General features: G+C 58.1%; 19 protein-coding genes. 10 read left to right on the top strand and 9 right to left on the bottom strand.

Features of this window, described 5'->3' with window-relative positions; genetic code table 11:
• The first annotated feature begins 93 nt into the window (after positions 1-93).
• Together H8K20_RS01450 and H8K20_RS01445 are read left to right on the top strand one after the other, a co-directional pair.
• Positions 94-915, top strand: coding sequence for an HAD family hydrolase (locus H8K20_RS01450; RefSeq protein ID WP_186487265.1), 822 nt, complete (start codon positions 94-96; stop codon positions 913-915).
• 29 nt (positions 916-944) lie between these two features.
• On the top strand, positions 945-2102 hold the full coding sequence (locus H8K20_RS01445; protein ID WP_186487264.1) for a glycerate kinase: 1158 nt from the start codon (positions 945-947) through the stop codon (positions 2100-2102).
• A gap of 258 nt (positions 2103-2360) precedes the next feature.
• On the opposite strand, the gene H8K20_RS01440 is transcribed toward H8K20_RS01445, so the two are convergent.
• A complete protein-coding gene (locus tag H8K20_RS01440) occupies positions 2361-2861 on the bottom strand; it encodes a methylated-DNA--[protein]-cysteine S-methyltransferase (RefSeq protein ID WP_186487263.1) in 501 nt (166 codons plus the stop codon).
• 216 nt (positions 2862-3077) lie between these two features.
• On the opposite strand from H8K20_RS01440, the gene H8K20_RS01435 reads away from it, so the two are divergent.
• From H8K20_RS01435 to H8K20_RS13720, 3 genes are all read left to right on the top strand, one after another.
• Entirely contained in the window at positions 3078-3974 is an 897-nt protein-coding gene (locus H8K20_RS01435) for a polysaccharide deacetylase family protein (RefSeq protein WP_186487262.1), read from the top strand.
• A 316-nt stretch (positions 3975-4290) separates the two neighbouring features.
• The gene (locus H8K20_RS01430; protein WP_105203390.1) at positions 4291-6069 is read left to right on the top strand and encodes a Na/Pi cotransporter family protein; all 1779 of its coding nucleotides are present in this window, start codon (positions 4291-4293) and stop codon (positions 6067-6069) included.
• Positions 6070-6248: 179 nt separating this feature from the next.
• Entirely contained in the window at positions 6249-7424 is a 1176-nt protein-coding gene (locus H8K20_RS13720; RefSeq protein WP_186487261.1) for a YibE/F family protein, read from the top strand.
• A gap of 65 nt (positions 7425-7489) precedes the next feature.
• On the opposite strand, the gene H8K20_RS01420 is transcribed toward H8K20_RS13720, so the two are convergent.
• Positions 7490-8113 (bottom strand): AAA family ATPase, encoded by a 624-nt coding sequence (locus tag H8K20_RS01420; protein WP_105203388.1) that lies wholly within the window; start codon positions 8111-8113, stop codon positions 7490-7492.
• A 264-nt stretch (positions 8114-8377) separates the two neighbouring features.
• On the opposite strand from H8K20_RS01420, the gene H8K20_RS01415 reads away from it, so the two are divergent.
• Complete coding sequence (locus H8K20_RS01415; protein ID WP_186487260.1) at positions 8378-9016, top strand: hypothetical protein; 639 nt, start codon at positions 8378-8380, stop codon at positions 9014-9016.
• A gap of 129 nt (positions 9017-9145) precedes the next feature.
• Positions 9146-9718 carry a phosphatase PAP2 family protein gene (locus tag H8K20_RS01410; protein ID WP_105203386.1) on the top strand — a complete coding sequence of 191 codons (573 nt, stop codon included), beginning with the start codon at positions 9146-9148 and terminating at the stop codon, positions 9716-9718.
• Positions 9719-9852: 134 nt separating this feature from the next.
• Here the strand turns inward: H8K20_RS01410 and H8K20_RS01405 are convergent, their stop codons facing one another.
• On the bottom strand, positions 9853-10938 hold the full coding sequence (locus H8K20_RS01405; RefSeq protein WP_186487259.1) for a BMP family ABC transporter substrate-binding protein: 1086 nt from the start codon (positions 10936-10938) through the stop codon (positions 9853-9855).
• A 259-nt stretch (positions 10939-11197) separates the two neighbouring features.
• Here H8K20_RS01405 and H8K20_RS01400 point away from each other — a divergent pair, with 259 nt between their 5' ends.
• Positions 11198-12031, top strand: coding sequence for a DeoR/GlpR family DNA-binding transcription regulator (locus H8K20_RS01400; protein WP_186487258.1), 834 nt, complete (start codon positions 11198-11200; stop codon positions 12029-12031).
• Between the two features lie 122 nt (positions 12032-12153).
• Here the strand turns inward: H8K20_RS01400 and H8K20_RS01395 are convergent, their stop codons facing one another.
• From H8K20_RS01395 to H8K20_RS01375, 5 genes are all read right to left on the bottom strand, one after another.
• Positions 12154-12330 carry a hypothetical protein gene (locus tag H8K20_RS01395; protein ID WP_186487257.1) on the bottom strand — a complete coding sequence of 59 codons (177 nt, stop codon included), beginning with the start codon at positions 12328-12330 and terminating at the stop codon, positions 12154-12156.
• A gap of 40 nt (positions 12331-12370) precedes the next feature.
• Complete coding sequence (locus tag H8K20_RS01390; protein ID WP_186487256.1) at positions 12371-12583, bottom strand: hypothetical protein; 213 nt, start codon at positions 12581-12583, stop codon at positions 12371-12373.
• Positions 12580-12945: a hypothetical protein gene (locus tag H8K20_RS01385; protein ID WP_186487255.1), complete on the bottom strand. Its 366-nt coding sequence runs from the start codon at positions 12943-12945 to the stop codon at positions 12580-12582. Before H8K20_RS01385 ends, H8K20_RS01390 begins: the two co-directional genes overlap by 4 nt.
• A gap of 156 nt (positions 12946-13101) precedes the next feature.
• Complete coding sequence (locus tag H8K20_RS01380) at positions 13102-13605, bottom strand: zinc ribbon domain-containing protein (protein WP_186487254.1); 504 nt, start codon at positions 13603-13605, stop codon at positions 13102-13104.
• A gap of 236 nt (positions 13606-13841) precedes the next feature.
• Positions 13842-14756, bottom strand: a complete 915-nt coding sequence (locus tag H8K20_RS01375; RefSeq protein WP_186487253.1) for a 4Fe-4S binding protein — start codon at positions 14754-14756, stop codon at positions 13842-13844.
• Between the two features lie 140 nt (positions 14757-14896).
• Between H8K20_RS01375 and H8K20_RS01370 the strand changes: the two genes are divergently transcribed.
• Positions 14897-15784, top strand: coding sequence for a LysR family transcriptional regulator (locus H8K20_RS01370; protein ID WP_154865953.1), 888 nt, complete (start codon positions 14897-14899; stop codon positions 15782-15784).
• A 126-nt stretch (positions 15785-15910) separates the two neighbouring features.
• Here H8K20_RS01370 and H8K20_RS01365 read toward each other — a convergent pair whose 3' ends face one another.
• Positions 15911-16741, bottom strand: a complete 831-nt coding sequence (locus H8K20_RS01365; RefSeq protein WP_186487252.1) for a MerR family transcriptional regulator — start codon at positions 16739-16741, stop codon at positions 15911-15913.
• A gap of 112 nt (positions 16742-16853) precedes the next feature.
• Between H8K20_RS01365 and H8K20_RS01360 the strand changes: the two genes are divergently transcribed.
• The gene (locus tag H8K20_RS01360) at positions 16854-17801 is read left to right on the top strand and encodes a nucleoside hydrolase (RefSeq protein ID WP_105203378.1); all 948 of its coding nucleotides are present in this window, start codon (positions 16854-16856) and stop codon (positions 17799-17801) included.
• Positions 17802-17873 lie beyond the last annotated feature (72 nt).

Genomic DNA, 17873 nt, shown 5'->3' with positions numbered 1-17873 from the left:
GGCTTGACTTGACGCTGCCGGGCACCGTACAATACAGCTGTACCAGAGAAAAACGGATGGCCATGTTCTATTATAAATAGGAGAGAGACTGCCATGGAATGGACTTACCCGCAGATACAAGATGACATCAAACTGGTGGCACTGGATATGGACGGGACTCTGCTCGACAGCCAAAAGCGGCTGCCGCCCGATTTTTTTGACGCCGTGCATGCACTGCGCGCAAAAGGGGTGCGCTGCTGCATTGCCAGTGGACGGCAGTACTATGCGCTGCTGCGAGATCTGGAGCCGGTGGCCGACGACCTGCTGTTTTTGGCTGAGAACGGCTCGATCATCTTTGATGGACGACAGAACATCTTCACCCAAGATCTGCCCTATTCGCTGTACCGACCGGTAGTCGAGCACATCCGCCAGGTTGATGACTGCCAGATCGTGCTCTGTGGTGCCAGAGCGGCTTATATCGAGCAGCAGGACCCGGCCTATCTGCACCAGATCGACCTGTACTACGCCCGCCGACAGCTGCGAGAGGACCTGTTGGCCCCGCCGGTAGAAGATGCGGTGTGCAAGCTGGCCGTGTACTGTGACCGGCGCGCCGAGCAGCGCGTGCTGCCACTGCTCGAGGAGTACCGGGACCGCTTTCTGGTGAGCTTGGCGGGCAGCGACTGGGTGGACATGATGCTGCCCGGTACCAATAAGGGCAGTGGGTTGACCCGGCTACAGCAATACCTGGGCATAGGCCCAGATAACTGCATGGCTTTTGGCGACTACCTGAACGACCTGCAGATGATGGGCGCCTGTACCCACAGCGTGGCCATGCATAACGCCCACCCCCAGTTGGCAGCGGTCTGCCGGCATCGGGCCCCCTCCAACGACCAGGACGGGGTGATGCGGGTGCTGCGCCACCAATTCGATCTGTGATGCATACAGAGGGACAGAAGAGGTGTATGGTGAAAAAGATCTTGCTGGTACCCGACTCGTTCAAGGGGACGCTCTCTGCCCGAGAGGTATGTGCGGTCATTGCCGAACGGGCGCAGGCACTGCTGCCCGAAACCGATATCTGCCAGATACCGGTGGCTGACGGCGGGGAGGGCAGTGTGGATTGCCTGCTGCAGGCCGTGGGCGGCCAAAAGGTGACCTGCCCGGTTGCGGGCCCCTTTTTTGATGAACTGACCGCCTTTTATGGAGTGCTGCGCGAGCGGCCCGGCCACCCCCGCACTGCGGTGATCGAGATGGCAGCCTGCGCCGGGCTGCCGCTGGCCGAGACGCGGCTAGACCCCGAAAAGACCACCACCTACGGTGTGGGCCAGCTCATTGCCCATGCGGTGGTACACAGCGGTTGCCGCCAGATCTTGTTGGGACTGGGCGGCAGCGCCACCAACGACGGCGGCTGCGGTATGGCCGCTGCGCTGGGAGTGCGCTTTACCGACCGAGAGGGGCGGGTCTTTGTGCCCACCGGCGGTACACTGTCAAACATCGCCGCTGTGGATACCAGCGGCCTGCTGCCACAGCTGTCCCAAGTAGAGATCACCGCCATCTGCGATATCGATAACCCGCTCACCGGCCCACAGGGGGCGGCAGCGATATTCGGCCCGCAAAAAGGGGCCGATCGTCAGATGGTGGCCCGGTTGGACGCCGGGCTAAAACACCTGGCCGAACAGGTGCTGCACGATCTGGGTACTGCTGGCGAGACCGATGCCGGGGCCGGAGCCGCCGGCGGCATGGGTTTTGGTGTAGCGGCCCTGTTGGGCGGCCGGCTGCGTATGGGCATTGAAGTCGTACTGGACACAGTGGGCTTTCAGCAGCTGGCCCAAGATGCCGATCTCATCATCACCGGTGAGGGCCGGCTGGACGGGCAGAGCGCCCGCGGCAAGGTGGTCAGCGGGGTGTGTAAACGCGCCAAAGAGCTCGGTGTACCGGTAGTGGCGCTGGTCGGCGCCCTGGAAAAAGGTTACCAGCCGCTCTACCGGCAGGGACTCACAGCGGCATTTAGCATAAATCCCCGACCAGAAGACTTTGCCACCGCCCGCCATAAGAGCGCCGAAAACCTGGCGCAGGCCGCCGAGAACCTGCTGCGGCTATTTGCCGCCGCACAGTGCGCCCGATAGATCTCCGTCGGCAGTCAGCATCCCATACAAGGCACCGCCGACTATAAAACAGGAGGGCTTTCCTGCTAAAACATGCCTGTGCCGGTGGTCGCCGGCCCACGCTATCAGCGAGAAAACCGATGGCCAAGAGCACGGCGGGAAACCCCATAGAATGTACTGGGCACTGCCCTATCTATCACACTATAAAAAGAGCACCGCTGCCAAAAATCGGTAGCGGCGCTCTTTTCTCTTTTATAACTTACCTGCCAGGTGAGACCGCTACCGCGCCAGCGGCTGGGCCAGATCTTTTTTATCTGCCCGCAGAGTGTGGCCCTCCAGTTCCAGCAGGCGGTATTTTAGCTCCATACCGGCACTAAAACCACCCAGCGAGTGCTTGCCCAGTACTCGGTGACAAGGCACGATGAGCAGCAGTGGATTGTTCCCCACCGCGGTGCCCACCGGGCGCGGATGGCTGCCCACCTGCTCGGCCAGCCACTGGTAGCTCACCAGCTCACCGTAAGGGACCTGGATGAGCGCCCGGTACACCCGCTGCGCAAACGGGGTGCCGGTAAAGGCGATCGGCAGGTCAAACACCTGGCGCTCGCCGGCCAAATACTCCCCCACCTGGCGGCGGCAGGCCTCGATAAGGGGCGTATTTTTGTTTTTCATGGTCACCGCACCGCCAAATTCTGGATGCCACCCCACAAATACGATGTGGCCGTCCTCCTCGGCGATCAGCAACTGCAGGTCGTCAAAATCACACACCTGGTAGGTAAGCATCGTCTCTCCTCCACACGTGGCCGCAGGGCCGTCTCCCGAACAAAACAATCGTTCTTTTCATCTTTTTTATTATACGCAAGCGAGCTGTTTTGCACAAGTGCGGGCTGCGATTTTTTGCCGGGTATAATTGGTTTTGGCCGCGCCACACTACTACTGTTCGCAATAGTGTTCGGCGCTTTGCGCCCAAAATACCGCGTGCAGAAAGGAAACAGCGCTATGAAAAAGACGTTGACACTGGTGCTGGCTCTGGCGATGTGCTGTATGTGCTTTGTCGGCTGTGGCACCGACACCAAGCCCGAGGACAAGGAGAACTCCTCTTCCCTCATGACCCCCAGCCGGGGAAATGAGCACAGCGACACCGACCCCTCCACCTCGCAGGGGACAGCGGCCGCCGCCAACTCGCAGACCACCGCCAAACAGGATTACGACAGCCTAAACGGCGACAAGATCGGCTGGGGTCAGGGCTATGAAAAAGATGCCGACGGTATCCCCACCTCCTGCACCCAGATGCAGGCCAAACTGGGGAAATACGGAGCCATGTTTATCGGAGCTAAAGAAAAGACCATCTATCTGACTTTTGACCAGGGGTATGAAAACGGATTTACCGCCACCATCCTCGACACGTTAAAAGAAAAAAAAGTGCCGGCCACCTTCTTTTTGACCTACGATTACTGCAAGACCGAAGAGGTGCTCATCCGCCGCATGATCGCCGAGGGCCACACCCTGGGCAACCACTCGCAAAAACACAAGTCGTTCCCCACCATCTCGGTGAGCGAGGCCCAGCAGGATATCGACTTCATGCACCAGCATGTCAAAAACGTGTACGGCTACGACATGAAGGTGTTCCGCTTCCCCATGGGCGAGTACTCGGAGCGGATGCTGGCCGCCGTGCAGGATTACGGTTATAAATCGATCTTCTGGTCGTTTGCCTACAAAGATTGGGTGACTGATGCCCAGCCCGATAAGGCCGAGAGCTTGCAAAAGCTGGAGGAGAACCTGCACCCCGGCGCCATATACCTGCTGCACTCGGTCAGCTCTACCAACGCCGCCATCCTGGGCGACTTTATCGACTACGCGCTGGCGCAGGGCTACACCTTTGCCGCTATCGCCTAAAACCGCACCGTCAGGCCGCTGACGTCTATGCAGACGGCGCGGCGATTGTCAAGTAAAATCTCTGTAAAGTCACTTGGATTTCGCTTGACAAAATACATAGACTTCACTTACGCCACCTATACAAATCTGAAGAAAATGCGGGAATTTTGTCAAACCCATTTTCCCCCCGCCAGCAGCGATGCTATACTCAAAATGTACCCACCTGTGTACCGCCGCGGGGCAGTGCGCCTTTTTTGGCGTGTGGCTGCGGCGTACACGTTCCGTAAAACCGCAAGTGTAGCATGTGCCCAATTGGGAAAAGTATGAGGGGAGCACTATGAATTTTTTCAACTTCCTGTCGCTGGCCGGCGGATTGGCCCTGTTTTTGTACGGTATGAACATCATGGGGTCTGGGCTGGAAAAACTGGCCGGCTCTAAGCTCGAGATCATCTTGACCAAGATGACTTCCAACATCTTTAAGAGCGTACTGCTGGGCGCGCTGATCACCGCCGCCATCCAGTCTTCCTCGGCCACTACCGTCATCGTGGTGGGCCTGGTGAACTCGGGCATCTTAAAGCTCGACCGGGCAGTCGGCATCATCATGGGCGCCAACATCGGCACCACCATCACCGCCCAGATCTTGGCGCTGGGCGATATCTCCAGCGATAACTTCTTGCTGCAGCTGCTCAAGCCCACAGCGCTCTCGCCGCTGTTCGCCGCGCTGGGCATCGTGCTGTTCATGTTCTTAAAGAGCAACAAATCCAAAAACCTGGGGCAGATCCTCATTGGTTTCGGCATCCTCTTTACCGGCATGAAAGCCATGGAAACGGCCATGGAGCCGCTGCGCACCATGCCGCAGTTCACCAACCTGATGGTCACGCTCTCCAACCCCGTGCTGGGCGTGTTGGCCGGCGCACTGGTCACCGCGGTGATCCAGTCCTCCTCGGCCTCGGTAGGTATCTTACAGGCCATATCCTCCACCGGTCAGCTCAAATTTTCCACCGCGATCCCGGTCATCATGGGCCAGAACATCGGCACCTGTATCACCGCGATCATCTCCAGCGTGGGCGCCAACAAAAACGCCAAGCGCGCAGCGGCGGTGCACCTGTACTTTAATATCATCGGCTCGGCGGTGTTTTTGACCGGCGTCTACGCCTTCCAGTACACAGTGGGTTTTGACTTTTGGAACCAGGCCATCACCCGCGGCGACATCGCCAATTTCCACACGATCTTTAACATCGTCACCACACTGCTGCTCATTCCTTTCCACAAGGGGCTGTGCAAACTGGCCGAGCTCTCTATCCGCTCTAAAAAGGGCGAGGACGAGCAGAGCCCCGAGATCCCCATGCTCGACGAGCGCCTGCTCATGAGCCCCAGTCTGGCCATCGAGCAGAGCCGCAAGGTGCTGACGCTGATGGGCAGCTACGCCCAGAAGAACTTCTCGCGGGCCATCCCCCAGCTGTTTCACTACGACCACAAAGTAGGCGATAAAGTAAACGAATACGAGGCGGCCATCGACAAGATGGAGGTGATCTTGCCGCGCTACCTGCTCAAGCTCACCGACAAAGAGCTCTCTGACCGCGAGAGCAGCAGCGTATCTGAGATGTTTCGCCTGGTGACCGAATTCGAGCGCATCGGCGACTACGCCATCAATGTGCTCGAGCGCGGCGGCGAGATATACGACAAGAAGATCACGCTGTCCGAGACCGCCCGCAAGGAGCTGTATGTGCTCAACGACGCCATCGGTGAGATCATCGAGTTGGCTGTCACCAGCTTTAACAACCACGATATCCTGCTGGCGCGCACCATCGAGCCGCTGGAGCAGTGCATCGACAAGATGAAAGAGATGCTCAAGACCAAGCATATCGACCGCCTCAAAAACGGGGAGTGTGCCATCGACGCCGGCGTCATCTTCTTAGAGATCCTCACCAATTTAGAGCGCATCGCCGACCACTGCTCCAACATCGCCGCCTATGTTATCGGCTATGAGGGGGAGGAGATGGACGACTTTGACGCCCACGAGTACCGCCAAACGCTGCACGACGGCCACGAGGAAGAGTATAACCGCCTCTACGCCTTCTACAAAGAGAAATATGCCAGTCAGATCAGCCGCTGAGCGTTGAGCGCTGACGGAGCAGTTCAATAGCGCGGGTGGTGCAGCCTGGAACAGCAGGGTTGCACCGCCCGCTTTTTTGTGTCGGTTTGCGCTCGAGCCGCAATTTATAGTATACTGTGGTTGGCGAAAAATGCGGCACAGTGGTGCCCGCTATCCCAGAAGATACGGAGGACTTGCCCGTGAGCGTAAAGAGAAGACCGCTGCCCTATCTGCTGACTATTTTACTGTCGTGCCTGGTGCTGTACGGGGCCGGCAAGCTGGCCGACGGGCCGGATAATTTTTTGTTTACCCAGCGCACCGGCGAACAGGGAACCAAGGCCCAGGTGGTGGATGTGCTGTCGGACGAAGACACCACCCAGGACTACGAGACGGTGAGCTTTGCCCAGCGCACCGTCACCTTTAGAGCCAAATTTTTAGAGGGCGATAAAAAAGGTCAGGTAGTGCGGGCCACCCAGACCATGGATACGCTGCAGATGCAGGCGGTACACGCGGTGGAAAAAGGCGACAAACTGTACCTGACCGCCGCCCACAAAGCAGACGGCAGCGACGATTATATAGCCGGCAACTTTGTCAGAGAAAACTGGCTGTTGGGGCTGGTGGCGGTATTCTTTTTGCTGATGCTGCTGTTTGGCCGCATGCAGGGGCTAAACACTATCCTCTCGCTGGTTCTCACCTGCGCGGCGGTGTTCACCGTACTGGTACCGGCCATCGCCTCGGGCAGGAACATCTACCTCTGGACGGTGCTGGTATGCCTGTTCATCGTGGTGATGACACTGTCGATCATCACCGGCTTTACCCGCAAAAGCGCTGCCGCGGCGCTGGGTTGCCTGGGCGGCGTGTGTGTGGCCGGTCTGCTGACGGTGTTTATGAACAGCGCCATGAAGATATCGGGTCTGGTGGATGAGGACACCTTTATGTTGGCCTCACAAGACCCAAGCCGCAATCTCGACTTGTTGGGCATCATCTTTGCAGCCATCGTCATCGGCGCGCTGGGGGCCACGATGGACGTATCGATGTCGATCTCCAGCTCGCTGGAGGAATTGCTCATCAAGGTCCCCAACATGTCGTTTATAGAGCTGTTGCGCAGTGGGCTGCGCATCGGCCGCGACATTATGGGCACGATGGCCAATACGCTGATACTGGCCTATGTGGGCTCGTCGCTCAGTCTTATCCTACTGATGCTCTCGTACCAAAACACCACCGCCTCGCTCTTTAATCTGGAGTTCATCGCCACCGAGGTGCTGCAGGCGCTGGCCGGCAGTATCGGTATCCTCTTCACCATCCCGCTCACGGCCATCTCTACCGGGCTGCTATACCGCCGGCGGCAGCAGCGTCTGCAAAACAAGCAGGTCTGATAAAATTTATTGCCAAAAAAGAGCGCCTGCCCACAGTGGGCAGGCGCTCTTTTTTGGTGTTCGTATCAGTACTGCCAGACGTTATAGCTAAAGGCGCCATCCACTACCGGCAGCTGGCCGTCCTGCTCTTTTTCGATGACTTCGATGAGCTGCTGGCGATAGGTGTCGTCATAGCCCTCCATCACCGGCGTCACCCGGCTGGCCTCGTTTAAGAAATGCAGCACGTCGCGGCCCATAGCCCGCCCCTTGTCGGTGTGCACATCATAGGCATAATCGGGCACCTCGGGCTGGTAGCCGTGCTCGAATTTTTTGATGACGATGTTCTTCAGGCAGTCGGTGGAGCGCTCTTTGGCGCAGCCGCACAAAAAGCGGATCGCGTGCATAAAAAAGATGGGCTGGTCGCCGTCGGAGTACGGGAACTCCGATGCGATCTGCCGCAGCGCCCGCACGACCACCGGGGCGTTTACATTGCCAAAGCCGATATCTTCCACCGCGATGACCTGCAGCCGCCGCCAGAGCTTCTCTAAAAACTGCGGGCTGGTAATGTACATCTCGTAGGCCATCTCAATGGCTTTTTCGGCGTTGCCGCGGCGGATGGATTTTTGCAGGCCCGACACGACTTCGTCGCCGGGCAGGCCGTTTCTGGTGGTGATATTTTTCCAGGGATCGTAAGACATAAATTCAGACATGGGCGTCTCCTCCAAAAAATGCGTAATCACAGTGTGTGCAGCCCAAATGACAGGCGCGCTCTTCTCTTTAATGATACGGGATTTGCCGCCGGTTGACAAGCAGTTTTTCACCCGTTTTTCCACCGCGCCGGTCAATGTGTCAAATTACCAAAAAACTGCACCGACATGCGAAAATTTAACCTCTTGTGTTTGCATTTTCCACCGCATCATGTTAATATTATTGATAGTAGACTTATTTACACACATTAAAAGGATGGACACCTTATGCTGAAAAAATGGACCGCACTTGTTTTGACTGCCGTGATGGCGCTGACCGTATTTGTGGGGTGCGAGGCCCCCACCCCGCAGGAAGACGCTGTCAAGACGTATTTAGAGGCAGTGCGCGATGGCAATACCGAGCTGATGCGGGTAGCTGATGGCTACACCACCCGCGATATCGACTTTGACTTTGCCCGCCAAGTTATCGAGAAAAAGCGCAAAAAGGCCAAGATCAAGATCTTGAGTTCCACCGAGACCGGCACCGATACCTACACCGTCGAGGCCAGTATCACTTTTTTTGATCTGCTCGACGCCCATCAGGAAGAGGTGGCCCGTCAGCTGGATGCAGAGAGCCAGCAGCCCAGTGATGGTGTGAGCAGCGACAGCGGCCAGAGCGCCCCCACCGACGAAACTTCCAGCGCCGCCAGCTCCTCTGCTGGCGCGGCCGGCGAGAGCACCTCTCACCTGTCGGAGGAGGAGATAAACGAGGCCTTTTTAAAAGTGTACGAGGACTGCGACAAAAAGACCAGCTATAAGTTGACTTTCAAAGTGGTCAAAGTGGGCGAGGACTACAATGTAGATGTGAGCGAGTGTCTGGACGAAGTAAATGCCCTGTACACCTGCAATCTGGAATCGGTACTGTAAATATCTTGCGGCAAAGGCCCGGTGGGACCACTGTGTGCAGTGGCTCTCTGCGGGCCTTTTTTGCCCCCTGAATACTGGGACCACGTTTAAAGGCATTTGAAAAGAGACGACTGATAAGGAGGTGTGGCGGTGCTGCGCAAAAAGCTGTATCACTACGACGTGGCCATCCTGTACTTCATACAGGAGAAGTGCCGGCGGCCCATCTGGACGCCGCTGATGGTGGGGGCCTCGATGCTGGGCAACGGCGGGCTCTTGTGGCTGGGCGTCAGCGCGGCGCTGCTGGCCATCCCCGGCTGGCGACGGGTGGGCTATACGATCCTGGCGGCACTGGTGCTGGGGCTGCTCATCGGCAATGTGGCCATCAAGCTGGCGGTGGGGCGCACCCGGCCCTACGTGGCGTTGGCCCGCAAGGTACTGCACATCGCCCCTCCACAAGACAGCAGCTTTCCCTCCTGCCACACGCTGTCTTCTTTTGCCGCGGCCACGGTACTGTTTATGGCCGACTACCGGCTGGGTCTCATTGCCGGGGCAGTGGCGGCTGTCATCGCCTTCTCGCGCCTGTATCTGTTTGTACACTACCCCAGCGACGTGTTGGCCGGGCTGGTGCTGGGTATCGGCGTGGCAGTTTTGACCGTATTGCTGTTGCAGGCCTATGTGTGGCACGGTCACGGCTTTATGGGTTTTTACCGGCTGGTCCCGTAAAACGGCCACATCTTATCCTGAAATAAACAGCATAAAAAGGCGGGGAGGGCAGCTCAGGTAGAGCTGCCCTCCCCGCCTTTTGTAGAGTAGGAGAGATGTCAAAAAACTTCACGGCACGGTTGCCGGGTCATACACTAGGGTTTGGCGTTGTTGCGGATAGAGTTGAGCTCTTCCTGTTCCATGCCGTAGGCGCTCTGTACCTTGATCTCGCCGTCGGCGATCTTCTGGCGCTGCTCGTCTATATAAGTCTGCACATCCGTCGGGACCTGCTCTTTGTAGTAGTCGTTTTCAGCCAGGGCCACAACTCCTTTTTTAACGCCCCATTTTTCCAGCGTACCAAAAGGCAGTTCCCCCTTTACCGCCAGCGTGATCGCCTCTTTTAAGGCGATATCATTGCGCTTGGTCATCGAGGTGAGGATGACTTTGGCCAGTTCGGGATCCGAGTCGATAAAGTACTCGCGCTGGTCGGCATCTACGCCCAATGCCCAGCAGCCGGCATCCTGACAGGCCTGGAATACGCCCAAGCCGGCGCCGGCAGCCACCTGGTGGACCACATCGGCCTTGTTGGTGTTGATCTGTACGTTCGAGAGCTCTTTGGCCTTGGGTGCATCGGTGTAGTTGCCGATAAACGAGACCGCCACTTTTCCGGAGGGCTCTACGCTCTGAGCGCCCTGGATATAGCCGACCATAAAGTCGCCAATGAGCACGCCGTCAGCGCCGCCCACAAAGCCGATGACTTTCGACTGAGACATCTTCATAGCCAGCGCACCGGCCAGGTACTCGCCTTCGCTCTGCACGTAGTTGATGCAGAAGCAGTTCGAGAGCTTGTTGTCGTAGTTGGGATCGATATCATAGGCAATAAAGCGTTTGGTGGGGTACTCCTCGGCGTGTTTTTCAAGGATCTCCAGCATCTCGCCCTGTGAAAAGAGCACCAGATCATAGGTATCGGCCGCATCCATCAGGGTGGGCTCCATCTTCGACTTGGAGTCGGTGCCGTACTCGATGACTTTTACATCGATATCCAGCTCCTCGCCAGCCTCCTGCACACCTTTCCACGAGATGTCGGCAAAAGATTTGTCACCCAGGTTGCTGGTCACGTAAACGATCGATTTGATCTCGGATTTCTTACTGTCGCCCCCATCGTCACTGTCGCCACAACCGGTCAGGGCAGCGGTGAGCAGCATAGACGACGCCAGGAGCAGCGCGGTCAGCTTTTTCATACAGATGTTACCTCCTCTGTACACTCTGTGTGGGAGAAAATTATCACCACTCGATAACTTTCCTCTTCCTCTGTCCCCATCATAACAAAATATTGTGCATAGTCAATCATTTATCTTGCTGTTCTCCGATAATTATAGTTTGATTTTATATTGTTTTGCAAGATTGCACATACAAATTTATCGAGTTTGATAATTATTGAGATGATCGCTTGACAAATACGGTTGTCTCTATCATAATACAAGGAAAAAGGATTTTCTCATGATGGACAAAAACGACATGCAGTCTGCCGCCCCGCTGGGCAAAAAGCAGCGGCGACAGCAGAAGATACTGTCCCTGTTGCAGGAAAACAGTCATATGTCCTGCCGCGAGCTGCAGCAGCAGTGCGGCTGCAGCGAGGCCACCATGCGCAACGATCTGCGACAGATGGAACACGATGGTCTGCTGCGGCGCACCTTTGGCGGGGCCTGCTGTATCCACATAACCCCGGCTACTCTGGCCATGCCGTCGGTATACATGAAACAGAATCTGGCCGAAAAAGAGGCGATCGCCCGTTTTGCCGCCGACACCTTTGTGCGCCCCGACCAGACGCTGCTGCTAGATCTGGGCGGCAGCAGTTACGCATTGGCAAGCTACCTGATACAGCGCGGATTGCCGCTGGATGTGGTGACCAACTCGCTGGTGACTGCCGGGCTGCTGGCCCGTGCCGGTCATATTCGGCTGCACCTGCCCGGCGGGGTATACAACCGGGAGATCGATTCTTTCGATGTGCCTTCTTCGCTGGAGTATTACCGCAATATCCACGTACAACACCTGTTTTTAGGTGCCAACGGGATAAACGACCGCGGCGATATCACCGTCAACATCTCCTCGCTCTCCACCCATCGGCTGATGGTCAAGCGGGCCATGGTGAACTCGGCCGACAAAGTGGTGTTGCTGTGCGACCACAGCAAGATCGGCAAGAGCTGCTTTTACAAGGTCTGCAGCATCGACCAGATCGACTGCATCGTGACCGACGACGGCTGTGACGAGAGCCAACGGCAAATGCTCTCCAGCCTGGGACTGCCGGTCTACTACGCACCGCTGGATACATAGGCACTGTACATAAAAATGTAGGGCCATACCCTGTTTGGTATGGCCCGTTTATTTTAGACGATGTTCCCCTGCGCCGGTGCGACGCCAGCCCTACACGCAGGGCAAAAAGGTCACCGCCGCGCTCAGCGTACCCCAAAAGTAGTGCGCGGACAGCGCCCGGCCAGCACATCGGCGATGCGGTACCGAGAGTTGGCGGTCCGCATCGTCGCCCCCTGACGGATGGGCTCTTTCAAAAATTCCAGTTCGGCGCTGGCACGGCTGGCGCCGGCGTGGCTGTCACCAATACAGTGGTCCTGCATCGTGCAGCCTGCCGGCAGCTGCCATCATCTCATCGGCGTCTTAATCCTCTACCGAAGTAAAGATCAGCAGATAGCGGGGGTGGACCAGCGCGGCGATGACAGCGGCGGTCCCGTCGTTGTCGATGCACGCTACCACCTGCTGTTGGACACTGCTACGCAGCTGCTTTAGCTCCCAGCGGTGGTTTTCTTCAAAACTGGCCGTACCGTTACAGTTGGTGATGGATCCAGCTCCCCTGCCCGTACAGCGCGTCAAAAACTGGTGGCTGTGTAGATGTACGCGCGCTTTTCGGCGTCGTTAAAATGGGTGTGCGACACCAGCATCTGCCGCACCGAATATTTTGACGAGATGCAGCACCGGTACTTCTCCATCAAGATCGCCTGTCCCTGGGACGAGTAATCGGTCATCACGGCGCTGCTTGGCACCTCTAGGGCATGACCGGTACGCTTGATATAATTTAGCCGTCCGATCTTGGCCACCCCAGAGCTGGCCCAGATCATGCCCGGGCGCAGTTCGCGCCCAATGTGTCTGAACACATTGCAGTCGATGTCACGTTCCTCCTGACGAATGAGCGCCATCGAACCGATCTTGTCCACCGGCTCTATATCGTGTTGCATGTTCTCTCCTCCCCCACAGGGCAGCCCGCAGCGCCGTCCCATACAAAAAAACCAGCTCGGTACAGGTCGTCTGCACCGATGCCGGCCTTTTTAGTTTTACTGCCCGCAATAGGGCAGTGTCGCTTTTACAATCTGTGCGCCGGGTATCGCCTGACTTTAATAGAAGTACCAGGCCGAGCGCAAAAAGCCAAAGATCCCGCCGATACCGCTGATCACAAAGAGGACCGCCAACACCATCGAGCCGATGGTCGCCCACTTGATCATCCTGTCGGCCAAGTCGCGGTGTTTGCCCTCCTCGGCGGTGCGCAGCATCAGCGCCACCACCAGCAGCACCGGCGGCACAACAAAGCTGAGCGCCTGTAAGACAAAGCGCACTGCCGGGCACTCGAAGATAGGTCCGCCTTTAAAGTCGAATGCACCGCGTTTGGGCTTTATGGGGTATCCCGGGGCAGGGGCGCCGTACGGAGCGCCCTGATAGCCCGGCTGTGGGCCCTGGGGCGGCACCTGCTGATAAGCTGTCTGCGGGCCGGAGGCCGGGGCCTCGGGGGCCGGTTGGGCCGGTTGCTGCACTTCTGCCTGGGCGGTATCTACCGGCACACCGCAAACGGTGCAAAACAGGCTGCCCGGTGCGATCTCGTTGCCACAATTTTTACAGGTCATAAAACGTGTTCCTCCTAAGTCGTAATGGGCGGGCCACCGCGGCCCGAATGCCCGCTATTAGGCCGCCGAGATGGCAGCCGGGGCCCGCTCCCTGCCGCCATTATACCACAGCTTTTTTATTTTACCAAACTGCACTGGCCAGCACCGGCCTGTACCGGCACACATCCAGACGGTCGCACAGAAAAACAGCCGCCGCCAAATGTTCTCGGCCGCGGCTGTCTGTTTATCTCTCGCCGCTACTGTGCGGCGAGTATCTTTTCTTTTTGCGCCAGCAGTGCATCTCCCTCTAACTGCTGCTGGACCCAGGCGGTGCCCAGGCGGTCGATCATCACGCCAAAGCGCTCGCCGGGCTGACCCTCTTTTTTAAACAGCAAGATCGCCTTTTCCACCATATCCATGGCCTCGTCACGGGTGTACAGCCGGGGTAGCTGGTCGCCGATACGCACTTTTTTGCCCCAGCGGCCGCCTATGTAGATGCGGTACATGGTCTCGTTATCGGCCACGGCGCCAAAGGGACACCCCTTTATGCAACGGCCGCAGTTGTTGCAGATCTCCTCGTCCAGCTGCAACAGCTCATCCCGGTAACTGGCGGCCTGCATGGGGCAGTTTGTCTCAACGGCGCACTGCTTGCACTGACGGCACTGTTCCCCCAGGTACTGGGGTACCTTTTGCCCAACGATGCCAATATCGTTTAGATCGGGCTTCATACAGTTGTTGGGGCAGCCGCCCACGGCGATCTTAAACTTGTGGGGCAGTGCCACACTGCCGTAGCCCACGTAAAAGCGGTGGTGGATATCGGCCGCCATCTGCTGCGTGTCGTAGAGGCCAAACACACAGGTAGTCCCCTTACAGGCCACCACCGGGCGCACCTTGGCGCCGGTGCCGCCGGTGACCATCCCCTCCCGGGCCACAAAGGCCTTAAAGGACTCGATATCGCGGTAGTGGATACCGGGCAGTTCCACCGTCAGGCGGGTGGTAAAGCTGATGTTGCCGTTGCCGAACTCGTGTGCTGCCTGGCTGAGGTTCTGCATCTGCGCGGCGGTGAGCACGCCGTTTTCGGTGATGATGCGGGCAGAAAATTCCTCGGTGCCGCGGTTGAGCAAAAACCCCTCACCTTTTACCCGTTTGATATCTGCTGGTGAAATCGCCACAGTTTATCCGTCCTTTCTATCGCGTCTCTCGGCCCCGCCTTGCAAAGGCGGGCAAAAAACGGTACCATATGTGTATTACGACTGCGGCCAACAGGCCCTATATAGTCCGGCCGCAGATCATCGGTGCAGGAAGTGAAATCATGACCACCCGCCACTTAGAAGTTTTTCTGGCGGTGGCCCGCGTAGGCAGTATGAGCGGCGCCGCCAAAGAGCTGTACATCTCGCAGCCCACCGTCAGCCAGGTGATCGCCGAGCTGGAGGAGCACTATCACACCCGCCTGTTCGAGCGGCTGCAAAAGCGGCTGTACATCACCCCTGCCGGGCAACAGCTGCAGCGCTACGCCCAGCAGATCACCGACCTGTTCTCGCAGATGGACCAGGAGATGGACCACACCGCCCACCACCGTCTGCTGCGGGTGGGGGCGACCATCACCATCGGCAGCTGCCTGCTGCCCGGCCTGGTGGCCAGATTTGAGTCAGTCTGCCCCAGCACCCAGGTACAGGTCTACGTCGACAACACCCAGGCCATCGAGGGGATGCTCTGCCGCAGCGAGCTGGACCTGGCGCTGGTAGAGGGCAAGATCAGCAGTCCCCAGCTGCGCACCTTTGATGTGCTCGACGACCAGCTGGTGCTGATCTGCGCCCCCGATCACCCGCTGGCCAAGCAAAACAAAGTGACGCCCCAACAGCTGCAGGGGCAGCAGTTCATCATGCGCGAGACCGGCAGCGGCACCCGGGCCCTGTTCGAGGAGTTCCTGCGCCAAAATCAGGTACAGATCAACGTGAAGTGGAGCTGCCACAGCTCCGACTCGGTGCTGGCCGCAGTGGCCGCCGGGCAGGGGTTGGCGATGCTCTCGCTGGTGCTGGTACAAAAGCCGGCCGCCCAGGGCCAGGTGGCGATCTTACCGCTGCAGCGGGCGGGTCTCAGCCGCAGCTTTCAGCTGGTATACCACAAAGACAAGTACCTCTCGGCCGTCATGCGCCAGTTTATAAAAAGTTTGCCGCACGCGCCACCTGTTCTAGGGTAACACGGCGCCACCTTTCTGTAAAATAGCGGTTTTCAATATTTACCATAGTGAAACACCTATCATCTTTTATTTATCTATTTTTAAAAGAGGTGCTCTGCCCGCTGCCTGGCGGTGAAGCACCTCTTTTTATCGCTCTACCCGTATCTCCACCCGCGTCACGTACGACTGCTCATCTTTGACCGACAGGTAGGTCAGCAGGTCGTACTCGTAGCTGCCCTCAACGATGGTCAGCCCCTGCCGGCGAATAAAATCCAGCAAGATGCGATAGCTCTCCTGGGTGCTGCCATAACTGCCCCGGTGGTGTATCACCCCGCACAGTCCGGCTGTCCTCACCCGCTCCAGTCGGTCGCCGGTCTGCTCGGTGCTCTGTATGGCCATATACGAGCCATTTTGGTAAATCCCCCGCTGCAGCTGCCGGCAGCTCACACCCGACCCGGGCAGGTTACCGGCGGTGGAGGGGTACTTGGCACAGTACTGCATCAGTTGGGTACTGGCCTCGGTGTAGTCGTGAGAGGTGATACCCAGCGGATTTTGGATGGGCATACACAAAAAAAACTCCTGCGGGCGCTCCTCCAACCAGGGGACCTCCACCGGGTGGCTGGCGGCGAGCTGTGTCTGCGCCGTCTTGCGGTCGATAGCGCCGTGCAGCGCCTGCAGGCGCCGTATCTCACCGGCCAACCACTGCTGCTTGCTCTGGAGCAGCGCCAGCAGCGTGCCCGAATCGCCGTGCAGGTAATCACCGATCTCCCGCAGCGAGCTGCCGATCTCTTTGAGCGTACGGATCGCACTGAGGATATCGCTCTGGCGGTTGGTATAGTATCGGTAGCCATTTTGTCCCACTACTGCCGGCGAAAACAGCCCGGTGCGGTCGTAGTAGATCAGCGTTTGGCGGCTGATACCGTGCAGGGCGGCAAACTCCCCCACTGTGTAGAGGATCTCTCCCTTGGGAATATCCATCTCTTGGCCCTCCAAAAAAATTTTGCCAAAGGTCTTGACTGTATAGTTACTATATAGTTTATCATAGACGCTGTGAGAAACCAAGACACAGATATCCAAACAGGAGGAACAAATGGAAGTAAGGAAACCTATCCCCGTAATACTGGATGTAGACCCCGGCGTAGACGACGCGCTGGCCATCATCCTGGCTCTGCAGTGTAAAGATTTGGATGTGCGCGGCATCACCGCCTGCTTTGGTAACCGGCAGCTGTGGCGCACTCTGCGCAACGCGCTGCAGCTGGTAGAACTGATGGGCCGGGACATCCCCGTCGCCAAAGGCGCCAGCGAGCCGCTGTGCAAGCCGCTGCGGGAATACGACGGTCCCGACGACCATCTGATCCATGGCCTGGAGGGGCTGGGCCCGGTAGTGCTGCCCGCCCCCACCCACCACGAGGTCGAGCTGCCCGCACCCGACTTTATCGCCGAGCTGCTGCGCCAGAGTGATGAGCCCATCACGCTTATCCCGGTGGGGCCGCTGACCAATATCGCCCGTTTTGTGGTCGCCTACCCCGAGCTGCTGTCTAAAGTGCGGGCCATCCACCTGATGGGCGGTGCTGCCGTAGGCGGCAACGTCACCCCGTATGTAGAGGCCAACATCTACTCCGATCCCGAGGCGGCGGCTACCGTGTTCGCCTGCGGAGTGCCCATCGTCATGTGCGGTCTCGACGCCACGCTGCAGTGCCTCATCTACCCCGACGAGGAGGAGGCGCTCATCCAGGGCGAGCACACCCACCTGGCTCAGCTGGCCCACGATATGCTCTCGGTGTACGAAAAGGGGGAGGAATTCCCCGGCTCGGCGCTGCACGACTCGCTGGCAGTAGCCTCGGTCTTCTGCCCCGATATCATCACCACCAAAGACTGCTATGTCGATATCTGTCTCACCCCCGGCGAGCACCGCGGGCAGACGGTGGTGGACCTGGAGGGCCGTACCGGCCGCGCCCCCAATGTAAAGGTGGCGCTGTCGGCCGACCGCCTCAAAATGCTCGACCTGCTGCGCGCCAGCCTCAACGGCCCCTTTTAGCAGGTGTCGCTACTACCCGCAGCACCGGTCGCCGCACTGCTCTGCGGGTACCACGCCGGTACCTCGTACAGG

It is taken from the genome of Neobittarella massiliensis (ex Bilen et al. 2018), from assembly GCF_014269355.1.
Taxonomy (GTDB): Bacteria; Bacillota; Clostridia; order Oscillospirales; family Ruminococcaceae; genus Neobittarella; species Neobittarella massiliensis.
The sequence above is the reverse complement of the archived record's forward strand: the minus strand, read 5'-3'. Positions and strand labels throughout refer to the sequence as shown.